Below are 12,118 nucleotides of genomic sequence, written 5' to 3'. Positions count from 1 at the left end.
GCGAAAGGCAGCCGTTGGGGCAGGAACGCACGCACTACGAGGTTCTGGGCATCTCCCGGACCGCCAGCGTGGCCGAGGTCAAGTCCGCCTTCCGGCGGGCGGCGCGCGCCACGCACCCCGACCACGGCGGCGACGTCGCCGAATTCCGCCTGGTGTCGCTGGCGTACGAGACCCTCTCCGACACCGCGGCACGGGCCGCCTACGACCGCGGCTACGGCGGCGCCTCCGCCTACCGCCGGCCGTCGTCCGACGACGCCGCCTCCTACCGCGGCGAGCCCGCCCCGACAGCCGGGCCCGCCCCGCAGAAGACCTCCGCAACCGCCCCGCCGCGGTACGTCCCGGCGTTCGAGCCCGGGACCGTGCCCGTGCTCGAACGGGCGGTCGCCGCACAACGCATCCACGGCGCGCCGCGCAAGCGCGGCATCTTCGGCGCGCAGGCCCGGCTGGCCCGCGAGGCCCGCACGGTCCAGCTACTCTCCGGCAACGTGCTCGAGGTGCTGCCCGCGACCCGCCTCGTGAACGGGTTGCATTCCCCTGCCGACAACGGGCACCTGGACCACGCCGTGCTCGCCGGATACCGGCTGGCCCTCGTGGACTCGATGCTCCTCCCCCGCGGCGTCTACCGCTGGGACGGCGAGAGCCTGCTGCGCGACGGCAAGGGGATCACCCCGCCCCGGCTGGCACCGTCGGTGCGCAGGATGCAGGAGCTCTTCCCGGAGCTAAACGTGACCGGATGGACGGTCATCCACGCCCCCGACGGCAACCTCCACGAACCGGTGATCGACTACGCCCGCGGCGCGGATCCGTCGTCGTCGGCGAGCGTGCACGTGGTCAACGCGGCCAACCTGGTGCGCGAGCTGAAGATGTTCCTCGGGACCGGACCCACGCCCAACGTCGTCGATGTGCCCGTCCTGGCCCGGCTCCTCGGCGGCATGTACTAGGACGGCCTCCTCGGGGCCACCGGCCGCTGGGCATAGGATGGCAACCGTGTTTCGCATCCTGTTCTTCGCGCCCGAGATCCCCGGCAACACCGGCAACGCCATCCGTTTGGCCGCCGTGACGGGGGCGGAGCTGCATCTGGTCGAGCCCCTGGGCTTCGACTTCGGCGACGCGAAGCTCCGGAGGGCCGGCCTCGACTACCACGACCTGGCCCACGTCACCGTCCACGCCGACCTCGCCTCCGCCTGGGAGGCCCTGCTGCCGGGGCGCGTCTTCGCCTTCACGTCCGACGGCGAAGAGCTGTACACGGACATCTCCTACCGCCCCGGCGACATCCTGTTGTTCGGCCCCGAGTCCGTGGGACTTCCCGAGGAGGTCAAGGCGGACGCCCGCGTGACGCGGCGGGTGCGACTGCCCATGCAGCCGTCCCGCCGCTCGCTGAACCTGGCGAACGCGGCTTCCATCGCACTGTTCGAGGCCTGGCGGCAGAACGGTTTCGACGGTTCGGCCCCCAAACCCCACTAGCCGTGCCACCGGCACGCCCCACGGATCCGCCGGCCACCCTGGCCTAAGCTGGACCCGGATTCACCCCCACCGCAAAACCAAGGATTGAGGACCATGCGCCAGAGCGATTCCGCCGACGCCCGCGACTTCGACGACGAGCCCGAGGAGAACCTGGGCCTGAATCTGGTGGACGAGGTGGCCGAGCACCGGCCGCAGCGCCGGGCGGCACCGGTGCGCAAGTGGATGCTCCTCGTCGCGGCCGCCGTCGTCGCCGTCATCGGGGTGGTCAGCCTGTTCTCGGCGCTCGCCCCGCGCGACATGGCCTCCGAGGTCGACGGTGCGTCCGACCGCGCCGAACGCACCGTGGAAGTCCCTGGCGGCGGGACGGCAACCGTCGCGGTCTCGCCCTCCAACGACGCCGGTTCGGTCGCCGTGTCCGGGCTTCCCGCGCCGTCGCAGGGAACCACGTACCAGTTGTGGGTCGTGTCCGCGGAGACGGGCGCCCTCAGCTCCTTGGAGTTGGTCGAGGGCGTCGAGGCCACGGCCGGATTCCGCGGGCTGGACGACGTCCAGGGCGTGGCCCTGACGTCGGAGCCCGAGGGCGGCTCGGACAAGCCGAGTTCGGACCCCGTGGTGACCGTGGACCTGCCCACGCGGTAGCCGCCGGCCGGATTTCGTCGGCGTCCCGCCGGAACCGGGCTAGAACCCCGCGATGGTGTCCGCCGCGTTGACGGCGACGGTGTGGAAGGCCTCGGCCAGCCGCCCCTCCGGCAGCGAGCCGGCGGCCGCCTTGCGGCGCGAGTTCGTCTCGACGAAGGCCTCCATCCGGGCCACGTCCGGGTGCTGGGTCAGGTGCTGGCGCAGCGCCGAGAGCTTCTGGGCGAACGTGTCCGTGACGTCGACCCAGTGGTTGTCGCGGGACACTGGTCCACCATAGAGCCAGAGCCAGCCGAGTTTGTACGCGGCCAGACCCTCCGCCTCGAGTTCCGGGTAGGCATAGGGGTTCTCGGCCGCGGGGTACACGGCCCGGGTCACGGCCTCGCCGCAGGCGAGGTGGTCCGGGTGCGAACGTTGCAGCCGGTCCCAGTCCCGTTCGGGGTGCATGGCCAGCACGACGTCGGGGCGCAGCCGCCTGATCAGCGCCACGACCTTCCGCTGCACCTCGTGGGACGGTTCCAGGTAGCCGTCGCGTTCGCCGAGGAAATGGACCGTCTCGACCCCGACGATTCCGGCGGCCAGCCGTTGCTCCTCGCGGCGCGTGGCGATGATCCGCTCTCGGTGCGCCGGATCGAACCCGCCGGCGTCGCCGTCGGTCATGATGCAGTACTGGACGTCGACGCCGGAGGCCGTCCACGCGGCCACGGTCCCGGACGCCCCGAAGTCGAGGTCGTCCGGGTGCGCGGCGAAACACAGGACCCGGCGGATCGGCTGGGTCCCCGGGTCGAACACGGGCACGCCTAGGCCTTGCGGCGAAGGATTTCGGCGGCGGCCTGCGGCAGCACGCTGGACAGGTCGCCCACGATGCCGAAGTCGGCGATCTCGAAGATCGGCGCGTCCGGGTCGTTGTTGATCGCCACGATGGTCTGCGAGGTCTGCATCCCGGCCTTGTGCTGGACCGCTCCGGAGATGCCCGCGCAGATGTAGAGCTGCGGGGAGACCGTCTGGCCGGTCTGGCCCACCTGGTACGAATGCTCGATCCACCCGGCGTCCGTCGCGGCCCGAGAGGCGCCGACAGCGGCGCCGAGCGCGTCGGCCAGCTGCTCCACGGTTGAGAAGTCGCCGTCCAATCCGCGCCCGCCGGACACGACGATGCGCGCGTCCTGCAGTCCCGGGCGGCCGGTGGAGGCCTTGGCCTCGGTGGCGGTGACCACGGCGGCCGGTCCGGCGGCGCCGGCGTCCAGCTCCACGCGCTCCGCCGGCGCCGCAACGGCCTCCGCCGGTTCCACGCTGTTGGGCTTGACCGTGAGCACGGGAACACCGCGGGTCACACGGGCGGTGACCGTGTAGGAGCCGGCGAGAACCGACTTGGTGGCGGTGAGGTCGGCCGCGACGTCGACGACGTCGGTGATCACGCCGGAGCCGAGCTTGATGCCCACGCGGGCGGCGATCTCCTTGCCCTCGCCGGTGTTCGGCAACAGCACGGCCCGCGCGGCGGAGGCCCGCGCGGCGGCCGCCACGAAGGCCGCCTTGCCCGCGACCAGCTCGGTGTCGAGGTTCGTCGCGGCCGTGTACACGGTGGGCGTCCCGAGCGCGCCGAGCGCGGCAACGGCGTCGTCGTCCGCGGGTTCGGCGATGGCGGCGACGGGCGTGCCCAGCCGCGCGGCGATCGTCAGCAACTCGCGCTGCGCCTTGCCCGGGCGAGCCGAGGGCGTGTCGATGAATACCAGGATGTTGGCCATGTTGGTCCCCTCGCTCCTACAGCAGTTTCTGTGCGGCCAGGAAGTCGACCAGCTGAATGCCGGCGTCCCCCTCGTCCGTGATGACGGTCCCGCCCTGGCGTGGCGGCCGGGCATCTGCGGTGACGACCTCGGTCCAGGACCCCGCGCGGCCGACCTCTTCCGGGGAAACCCCGATGTCGGCGAGCGAAAGCACGGTCGTTTTCTTCTTCTTGGCGCCGATGATGCCCTTGAAGTTCGGGTAGCGCGGCTCCTCGGACTGGTCGGTGACCGACACGAGCGCGGGCAGGGACGTCTGAACCGTCTGTGTCGCCGTTCCGTTGTCGCGGCGGCCCACGAGGGTGCCGTCGGCGGCGAACTCCAGCGAGGACACCAGCGTCAACTGCGGCAGCGAGAGGCGTTCCGCAAGCTGGGACGGCACCAGGGACGTTTCGCCCTCCGTGGAGGACATGCCAGCGACCACGAGGTCGAAGCCGCCGAGGTGCTCGACCGTGCGGGCCAGGGAGAGCGAGGTCGCGGCCGCGTCCGAGCCGGCGAGCGCCGGGTCGCACAGGTGCACGCCGTCGGTGGCGCCCATCTGCAACGACTTCTTCACCGCGCTCATGGCCGCCTCCGGGCCCATCGTCAGCGCCGTCACGGTGTTTCCGGCCTTCGGTCCGCCACGGGACTCCGTCAGCTGCAGTGCCGTCTCGATCGCGTATTCGTCCAGCTCCGACAGGATGCTCTCGGAGCGGTCCGTGGTGTTCCCCGGACCGCTCAGGTGCCTGTCGAACTGCGCGTCGGGAACATGCTTGACCAGCACCAGGACCTTCAATGACCCGCTTGCCTCGCTCATTGCTGCCTTTCCTCTGCGGAAGTGTGGCCGGATACGGCCCTCCCCCATGCTAGCCGCAGGTTCGCGCCAGACGGCCATTTCGGTTAATGGTGGTTAACCGTGGCGCGGCGCGCGGCATCGTCGGGCCGCGCGCCTCGTTGCGGGCACCACGGGCGAATCAGCCCTCGGACGCCCCGACCGTGACCTCGACGCTGTTCTCCTGGCCATCGCGCGTGTAGTGCACGGTCGCCTTCGTCCCGGCGGCGTACTCGCGGACCGCGGCGGTCAGCGAGAGGCTGTCGTCGATGGGCCGGTCGCCGACACCGGTGATGATGTCCCCCGGCTGCAGGCCGGCGGCCTCGGCGGGCGAATCCGGAACGACGTCGCGGACCGCGGCGCCGACGCTGAACGACGTCCTGGCGTCCCCGTCGCCTGCCGCCTGGGCCTGCACGGTCACACCAAGGAGCCCGTGGGACGCCTCGCCGTCGGAAATGAGGTCGTTGGCGACGCGCTTGGCGTAGTCGATGGGGATGGCGAAGCCGACGCCGATGCTGCCGCCCTCCCCGCCCGGGCCGCCGCTCCCGGCGGAGGCGATCGCGACGTTCACGCCGATGATCCTGCCCTCGACGTCGACCAGGGCACCACCTGAATTGCCGTGGTTGATGGCGGCGTCCGTCTGCAGGACGTTGACGTAGATGGAGCCCGAGTTGGAGTCCTGCTGTCCCGACTCGCCGGGGAACTGGAAGTTGAATTCACCGCCGCCGTCGTCCTCTTCGGCGTCCCCCTCGGCGGGGCTGTCGGGCACGGCCGACGACGCCACGCTGATGGTCCGGTTGAGCGTGGAGATGATGCCGTCGGTGACGGTGCCGCTGAGCCCCAGCGGCGCGCCGATGGCGATCGCGGTGTCGCCGACGTTGAGCTTTCCGGATTCCCCGAGGGTCGCCGGGGTGAGGTTGTCGGCGTCGATCTTGATGACGGCCAAGTCGGAAAGCGGGTCGGTGCCAACGATCTCGGCCTTGTGCACGGTGCCGTCGCTGGTGCGCACATTCACCGTGGGCGAGGCGGAGGCTCCTCCCAGCGTCACCACGTGGGTGTTGGTGAGGATGTGCCCCTCGCCGTCCAGGATGATGCCGGATCCGGATCCGCCCTGTCCGCCGTCGTTGACCTCGATGGTGACCACGCTGGGCGAGGCCTTCGCCGCGGCCGCCGTCACCGCGGTCACGTTCTCCGGGTTGTTGATGACGACGGCGCCGCCCGGCTGGGCGGTGGACGTCGACGCCGGCGTTTCGTCCCCGACGATGAGGTAGTTGGCGCCCACCGCCGAGCCGCCCCCGACCAGCGCGGCGGCGAGCATGCCGGCGATGAGCGTCGGGGCGCCGAAACGCTTGGGGGATTTCCGGCGCTGCGCGGGGGCCGACGCGAAGGCGGACCCTGTCGCCTGCGGCGCACCGTACGGCGGGTAGTGGCTTCCCGGGCCGAACGCCGGAGGCGGGCCGCCGGCATCACCGGGAGCGGCTCCCCCGCTTGCCGCCCTGTCGATGGGCGCGGTCGCGTTCCACGAGGAGTAGGGCGCCTGCGGCGGGGCCTGCGGGCGCGGCGGCACGTCGGATCCAGCCACGGACCCGTCCGCGTCGGCGTCGTGGCCGTCGGGCGCGTTGTCCCCCGGGTTGTACCTGTGCTCGCTCATCGCTGGTTCCTTTCTGGGTTCCCTTGGAACAACTATGGCAACCCGTGCTGTGTTCCCCGAAAGGTTTTCCTGAGCGAAGCCTGTGTTTTGGCCGAATGGACGCCCGGGCTTTCGCTGTCGGCGCATTCGGCCTCGGTGGACGCCCCCACACTGCAACCATAGAATCAACAGCGACTGCCCCCGCCGGTGACCCGCAAAAAAGTCGGGCCACATTCGCGGCGAGGGCGGTCCACGATGCCGAAGGGTGATCCATGAGATCCATTCCCGGGCGGGCGTCGGCGGCAGCCGGCATCGCCATGTTTACCGTTCTGGCGTGGGCTGGCCCCGCCGCCGCAGAACCGCCCGTCGACATCCCGCCCGGGGAATTCGTCGTGGACAGCGCCGGCGCCCTCGGTTCCGAGGCCTCGCGGGTCGAAGACGCGGTACAGGAACTTCGGGAAAACACGGGGCGCACCCTCTTCGTGGTGTTCGTGGACACTTTCGAACAGCCGTCCGACGCCGGCGCTTGGGTCGAGGAGGTGGCGGGCACCAAGGGTATGGGCGCCAGCGACTCGATCCTGGCCATCGCCGTGGACGCGCGCCAAGGCCGCCTCGACTCCGGCGACACGGAGCAGGTCGCGCCCTTGGACAACGAGATCTGGACGCGGTATGTGGTCCCGGAACTGCCATCGGGCACGATCGGCTCCGCGGACTGGGCCAACGCCGCGGTCGGCGCCGCCGAGGGTATCGAGGCGGCGGTCAACGGCGAACTGGGCGCGGGCTCCGGTGGGGATCCCGGGGATTCGGGCGCGGGAACCGGCGAGTCCGGCGGGGGTTCGGCGGCGCCGTGGATCGTCGGCGGCGTGGTCGTCGCCGGCGGCGCGACCGCGCTCGCCCTCTCGCGGCGCCGGAAGATGCCACCGGCCGGCCCGGCACAGGGACCGCTCTCCGGTCCCGAAGGGCAGCCGGTTGATCCGTTGGCCGGCCTGGGCGTCGAGGAGCTTCGGCAGCGTGCCGGAAGCCTGCTCATCGCGGCCGACGACGCGATCAAGTCCAGCGAGCAGGAGGTGGGCTTCGCCATGGCCCAATACGGCGAAGGCGCCGTCAAGCCCTTCGCCGAGGACATCCAGGCGGCTAAGGCGCACCTGACCGAATCCTTCAAGCTCCAGCAGCAGCTGGATGACCACATCCCGGACACCGAGGAACAGCAACGCACGTGGCTTGGCGACATCATCCGCCGGTGCGAGGCCGTGAGCGACACCCTCGAAGAGCACCACGCCGAATTCGACGCCCTCCGCGAGCTCGAGCGCAACGCGCCGCAGGCGGTGGCCAGGCTCCGTCAGGACGCCCCGGCACAGCGCGAACGCCTCGTCTCCGCGCAGTCGGCGCTGGAGACACTGACCGGTTCCTACGCCGATTCCGCGCTGACCCAGGTCCGCGACAACATCGCCCAGGCAACGGAACGCCTCGACTTCGTGGACAACGCCATCACCACTGCGGAGGCGAAGATCCAGGAACAGTCCACCAGCGAGGCGGCCGTGGCCGTCCGTGCCGGAGAAGAGAGCCTCCACCAGGCCCGCGTGCTGCTCGAGGCCATCGACAAGACGGGGGACGATCTCTCCCGCGCGCGCCGGGACCTGGAGTCGGCGGTCGCGACCACCGCCCGGGATCTCGCGCAGGCTCGGGCCATGGTTTCCGGCGGTCGGAGTCCCGAGTTGGCCGGGCCAGCCGCCGCGGTCGAGCAGGCGTTGGGCCGAGTCAAGTCGCAAGTGCAAGCTGGTCGCATCGACCCCGTCGCCCTGCTCGGTGCCGTCGAGGACGCGCACGCCCAGCTCGACGCGCCGCTCTCCGCCATCCGCGACCAGCAGCAGCAGGCGGCCCGGGCAGCGGAACAGCTCCAGGCCGCAGTTCGGACGGCACAGGTGAAGATCGAGGGAACCGGAGACTTCATCCGCGCACGGCGCGGCGGCGTCGGATCCACGGCACGCACACGGCTGGCCGAGGCCGAGCGCAACCTGGACGAGGCACTGCGCATGGGCAACCACGATCCCGTGGCGGCCCTCCAATACGCGAACCAGGCCGCGCACCTCGCCGACCAGGCCGCGCGGGAGGCCGAGAACGACGTCAGCGGCTTCGGCGGCGGCGGCTACGGCGGCGGAGGGTTCGGAGGCGGATTCGGCGGTGGCGGCGGCAACGGGCTCGGGGGCGCCATCCTCGGCGGGATCCTGATCGACTCCATCCTGCGGGGAGGCGGAGGCGGCGGCCACTCCGGCGGCGGCGTCTTCGGTGGCGGCGGCTTCGGCGGTTTCGGCGGCGGCGGCGGAGGCGGTGGCGGTGGCTTCGGCGGTTTCGGCGACGGCGGAGGCGGCAACTTCTAGGCCCGGGACCGCGGCGTTTTTCAAGGTTGTATCGATGACAAATGGAGGGTGACACCGTGGTAAAACAATCGATCTTTGGTCGGGTCGCGCAATTGGCCAAGGCCAACATCAACGCGATTCTCGATTCGGCGGAGGACCCGCAGAAGATGCTGGACCAGATGGTCCGCGACTACACGAACAACATCGCGGAGGCCGAAACCGCCGTCGCGCAGACGATCGGCAACCTGCGCATGCTCGAGCAGGACCACCGCGAGGACCAGGACAACGCCCGCGACTGGGGCACCAAGGCGCTGGCGGCGTCGCAAAAGGCGGATGAATACCGCTCGTCGGGCGACGCCGGGAATGCGGCGAAGTTCGACAACCTCGCCAAGGTAGCCCTTCAGCGGCAGATGCAGTCGGAGCGCGAGGCGACGGGTGTCGAGCCGACCATCGCATCGCAGGAGGAGATCGTCGCCAAGCTGAAGTCCGGCCTCGAGGCGATGAAGGGCAAGCGCCAGGAGCTCGTTTCCAAGCGGGACGAGCTCGTCGCGCGGGCGAAATCCGCCCAGGCCCAGAACCAGGTTAACGATGCCATCAAGAGCATCGACATCATGGACCCGACGTCGGAGGTGTCGCGTTTCGAGGAGAAGATCCGCCGCGAGGAGGCCCGCGTGATCGGCGCCAACGAGTTGGCCGCCTCGTCCCTGGACAGCCAGTTCGAATCACTCGAGGATCTGGGTGAGCAGACCGAGGTCGAGGCGCGCCTGGCCGCGCTCAAGGCGGGCCAGTCCCCCGCGGCGCTCGGGTCGGCAGCATCGGATGCCGCGTCGGCCACGGAGGAAACCACTTACCATGGCGCCTGATCTGGATTAACGAAAAAACGGTTCCGGCCGTGGATTTCTCCACGGTCGGAACCGTTTATTTTGTTGCGGGGACAGGATTTGAACCTGTGACCTCCGGGTTATGAGCCCGGCGAGCTACCGAACTGCTCCACCCCGCGGCGCATCATCAACTCTAGCGGAGGTTCGCCGCACCGCCAAATCGGTGCTGCCCGAGGGGGTCGCGGCTACCGTTCGGCGATCATCCGGCCGACGACGAGGCGCATGATCTCGTTGCTCCCCTCCAGGATCTGGTGGACGCGCAGGTCGCGGACGATCTTCTCCAGTCCGTACTCGGCCAGGTAGCCGTAGCCGCCGTGGAGTTGCAGTGCGGCGTTGGCCACGCCGAAGCCGGCGTCGGTCGCGACGCGTTTGGCCATCGCACACAGGCGCACGGCATCGGCGGACCCCTCGTCCAGCGCGTCGGCGGCGCGCCACAGGAACGTGCGCGCCACCTCCAGGTCCGTCTCCATGTCGGCCAGCGTGAACAGCAGCGACTGCTGGTCGATCAGCGGCCTCCCGAAGGCGTTGCGCTGGTGCAGATGGGTCACCGACTTGTCCAGCGCTGCCTGTCCCCCGCCCAGCGAGCAGGCCCCGATGTTGATCCGGCCCCCGTTGAGTCCCTTCATGGCGATGCCGAAGCCCTCACCCTCCTCACCCAGGCGGTTTGCCTTCGGGACGCGCACCCCGTCGAGCACCACTTGTCGGGTGGGTTGCGCGTTCCACCCCATTTTCCGCTCGAGGGAACCGTAGGAGAGTCCCTCCGCTCCCGCGGGAACGATGAAGGCGCTGATCCCGTGGCTGCCCGTGTCGGCGGTCCGCGCCATGACCAGGTAGACGGCGGATGCCCCGGCGCCGGAGATGAACTGCTTGACTCCCGTGAGGACGTAGTCGTCCCCGTCCCGTTTCGCGCGGGTGGCCAGTGCCGCGGCGTCGGACCCGGCGCCGGGCTCCGTGAGGCAGTAGCTCGCGAGGTCCTCCATGGTGGCGAGGCTCGGGAGCCAGCGCGCGCGTTGCGCGTCGTCGCCGAACGCGTCGAGCATCCAGGCGACCATGTTGTGGATCGAGATGTAGGCGGAAATGCTGGGATCCGCCTTGGCGAGCTCTTCGAAGATGCGCACCGCGTCCCCGCGGCCGAGCCCGGAACCCCCGAACTGCTCCCGCGCGTAGATCCCGCCCAGGCCGAGGCCGCCCGCCTCGCGCAGCACGTCGACGGGGAAGTGGTGGTCGCGGTCCCACGCGTCGGCGTGCGGGGCGATGCGCTCGGCCGCGAACTCCCGGACGACGCCGAGGATGGCCTCGCGTTCTTCGGCTGATTCACTCATCCGTGGCCCCTTCGCCTCGTCCGGTGGGAAATGCCGCCTAGCGGCTGACCTTGCCGGTCAGGGACGCGATCGGGGCGAGGAAAACCGGCTTGGCCAGGAACCACGCCCCGACCATCACCACGAGCGAGGCGGCGAAGATCCAGAATCCCGTCCACCCGCCGTCGTCGCGCGCGGCGTACATGTGGTTGAGGTTCCGCAGGGCTCCCGTGGCCAGCACCAGTGCCACGTGCACGACGATGAAGAACACGAAGTAGAGCATGACCGGGAAGTGCACGGCCCGGGCGGCTTCGATCGGGAACGCCTTGTTGACGGCCGCCTTCTTGGGCCAGGCCTCCGACATCCGCAGGCCGGTGACGATGGCCAGTGGGGCGGCGATGAAGACCGTGGCGAAGTACGTCAGCAGCTGGAGGCTGTTGTAGTTGACCCACCCGTTCTCCAACGGCCAATTGAGCGACGCGTACTGGAGCGCCGCGGAGGCCGCGTTCGGCACGACGTCCCACCCGGCGGGGACGATGCGGGCCCAGTGCCCGGTGGCGAACAGCAGGACGATGAAGACGATGCCGTTGAGCACCCACAGCGCATCGAGCGTGAGGTGGAACCACAGGTCAATGCTGATCTTCTTCGGGGGGTTCTTGGTCTTGATGAGCCCTTTGTTGTTTCGGGTCCAGTTGGCCGGGGGCCGCGTCGTCGTCCGCACGAGCCAGCCCGTGCGGATGATCAGCACGAGGAAGAAGGCGTTCAGGAAGTGCTGCCACCCCAGCCAGGCGGGCAGGCCCGTCGGCGTGCCCTCGGGCAGCTCGGTGTGTCCCGGGTAGGCGGTCAGGAACCGTTGCACGCCCTCAAGCGTCACGAGCCAGCGCGAGACGAGTACGACAACGGCCAGCAACACGACGGCGCCGGCGGCGATCAGGAGGAAGCGCACCCAAGCGGCCTGTTCGGGTCGGGCCGTTTTGTTGGCGGGGGACGTCACGTGGGTTCCTCTCGGGCAGCGGATTTCAACTGACAGACTACTAGGCCCGGCCGGGTCCACGTGACGGCCGCCTCACCGCCGGGCACCCGTCGGGGGTTAAGGGACGCAAGGGGAAACCCAAAGACACATCACGGACAAAAAGGCCCCGGCCGGTGTCTCCACCGGCCGGGGCCTAATTCATTCTCATTGTTGCGGGGACAGGATTTGAACCTGTGACCTCCGGGTTATGAGCCCGGCGAGCTACCGAACTGCTCCACCCCGCGCCGCAA

Annotated in this window: 11 protein-coding genes and 2 tRNA genes; 5 read left to right on the top strand and 8 right to left on the bottom strand. The window is 70.1% G+C overall.

The window, feature by feature from the left end; genetic code table 11:
* Positions 1–14 precede the first annotated feature (14 nt).
* The 3 genes from ACHAAJ_RS03320 (at position 15) to ACHAAJ_RS03310 (ending at position 2,103) form a co-directional block, all read left to right on the top strand.
* A complete protein-coding gene (locus ACHAAJ_RS03320) occupies positions 15–941 on the top strand; it encodes a J domain-containing protein (protein WP_435726490.1) in 927 nt (308 codons plus the stop codon).
* A 46-nt stretch (positions 942–987) separates the two neighbouring features.
* Entirely contained in the window at positions 988–1,464 is a 477-nt protein-coding gene (locus ACHAAJ_RS03315) for a tRNA (cytidine(34)-2'-O)-methyltransferase (protein WP_435726489.1), read from the top strand.
* A gap of 93 nt (positions 1,465–1,557) precedes the next feature.
* Positions 1,558–2,103 (top strand): anti-sigma factor, encoded by a 546-nt coding sequence (locus ACHAAJ_RS03310; RefSeq protein WP_435726488.1) that lies wholly within the window; start codon positions 1,558–1,560, stop codon positions 2,101–2,103.
* A 39-nt stretch (positions 2,104–2,142) separates the two neighbouring features.
* On the opposite strand, the gene ACHAAJ_RS03305 is transcribed toward ACHAAJ_RS03310, so the two are convergent.
* The 4 genes from ACHAAJ_RS03305 to ACHAAJ_RS03290 all read right to left on the bottom strand — a co-directional run bounded on the left by ACHAAJ_RS03305 (position 2,143) and on the right by ACHAAJ_RS03290 (position 6,340).
* Positions 2,143–2,898, bottom strand: a complete 756-nt coding sequence (locus ACHAAJ_RS03305; protein ID WP_435726487.1) for a PIG-L deacetylase family protein — start codon at positions 2,896–2,898, stop codon at positions 2,143–2,145.
* 2 nt (positions 2,899–2,900) lie between these two features.
* On the bottom strand, positions 2,901–3,842 hold the full coding sequence (locus ACHAAJ_RS03300; RefSeq protein WP_435726486.1) for an electron transfer flavoprotein subunit alpha/FixB family protein: 942 nt from the start codon (positions 3,840–3,842) through the stop codon (positions 2,901–2,903).
* Positions 3,843–3,858: 16 nt separating this feature from the next.
* Positions 3,859–4,674, bottom strand: a complete 816-nt coding sequence (locus tag ACHAAJ_RS03295; RefSeq protein ID WP_435726485.1) for an electron transfer flavoprotein subunit beta/FixA family protein — start codon at positions 4,672–4,674, stop codon at positions 3,859–3,861.
* Between the two features lie 157 nt (positions 4,675–4,831).
* The gene (locus tag ACHAAJ_RS03290; protein ID WP_435726484.1) at positions 4,832–6,340 is read right to left on the bottom strand and encodes a S1C family serine protease; all 1,509 of its coding nucleotides are present in this window, start codon (positions 6,338–6,340) and stop codon (positions 4,832–4,834) included.
* 251 nt (positions 6,341–6,591) lie between these two features.
* Here ACHAAJ_RS03290 and ACHAAJ_RS03285 point away from each other — a divergent pair, with 251 nt between their 5' ends.
* Both ACHAAJ_RS03285 and ACHAAJ_RS03280 read left to right on the top strand, forming a co-directional pair.
* A complete protein-coding gene (locus ACHAAJ_RS03285; RefSeq protein WP_435726483.1) occupies positions 6,592–8,697 on the top strand; it encodes a TPM domain-containing protein in 2,106 nt (701 codons plus the stop codon).
* Positions 8,698–8,753: 56 nt separating this feature from the next.
* Positions 8,754–9,539, top strand: a complete 786-nt coding sequence (locus ACHAAJ_RS03280; RefSeq protein ID WP_435726482.1) for a PspA/IM30 family protein — start codon at positions 8,754–8,756, stop codon at positions 9,537–9,539.
* Between the two features lie 63 nt (positions 9,540–9,602).
* Here the strand turns inward: ACHAAJ_RS03280 and ACHAAJ_RS03275 are convergent.
* The 4 genes from ACHAAJ_RS03275 to ACHAAJ_RS03260 all read right to left on the bottom strand — a co-directional run bounded on the left by ACHAAJ_RS03275 (position 9,603) and on the right by ACHAAJ_RS03260 (position 12,112).
* Positions 9,603–9,676, bottom strand: a tRNA-Met gene (locus ACHAAJ_RS03275).
* Positions 9,677–9,742: 66 nt separating this feature from the next.
* Positions 9,743–10,879: an acyl-CoA dehydrogenase family protein gene (locus tag ACHAAJ_RS03270; RefSeq protein ID WP_435726481.1), complete on the bottom strand. Its 1,137-nt coding sequence runs from the start codon at positions 10,877–10,879 to the stop codon at positions 9,743–9,745.
* 37 nt (positions 10,880–10,916) lie between these two features.
* A complete protein-coding gene (locus ACHAAJ_RS03265; RefSeq protein ID WP_435726595.1) occupies positions 10,917–11,801 on the bottom strand; it encodes a cytochrome b/b6 domain-containing protein in 885 nt (294 codons plus the stop codon).
* A 237-nt stretch (positions 11,802–12,038) separates the two neighbouring features.
* A tRNA-Met gene (locus ACHAAJ_RS03260) sits at positions 12,039–12,112 on the bottom strand.
* Between the last annotated feature and the right edge of the window lie 6 nt (positions 12,113–12,118).

This window comes from Arthrobacter arnarulunnguaqae (assembly GCF_051262515.1).
Taxonomy (GTDB): Bacteria; Actinomycetota; Actinomycetes; order Actinomycetales; family Micrococcaceae; genus Arthrobacter_N.
The sequence above is the reverse complement of the archived record's forward strand: the minus strand, read 5'-3'. Positions and strand labels throughout refer to the sequence as shown.

Bases quoted from the DNA above. Each gene is read 5' to 3' on its own strand.
- ACHAAJ_RS03310 (WP_435726488.1), top strand. From the start codon at position 1,558: ATGCGCCAGAGCGATTCCGCCGACGCCCGCGACTTCGACGACGAGCCC.
- ACHAAJ_RS03300 (WP_435726486.1), bottom strand. From the start codon at position 3,842: ATGGCCAACATCCTGGTATTCATCGACACGCCCTCGGCTCGCCCGGGC.
- ACHAAJ_RS03295 (WP_435726485.1), bottom strand. From the start codon at position 4,674: ATGAGCGAGGCAAGCGGGTCATTGAAGGTCCTGGTGCTGGTCAAGCAT.
- ACHAAJ_RS03290 (WP_435726484.1), bottom strand. From the start codon at position 6,340: ATGAGCGAGCACAGGTACAACCCGGGGGACAACGCGCCCGACGGCCAC.
- ACHAAJ_RS03285 (WP_435726483.1), top strand. From the start codon at position 6,592: ATGAGATCCATTCCCGGGCGGGCGTCGGCGGCAGCCGGCATCGCCATG.
- ACHAAJ_RS03270 (WP_435726481.1), bottom strand. From the start codon at position 10,879: ATGAGTGAATCAGCCGAAGAACGCGAGGCCATCCTCGGCGTCGTCCGG.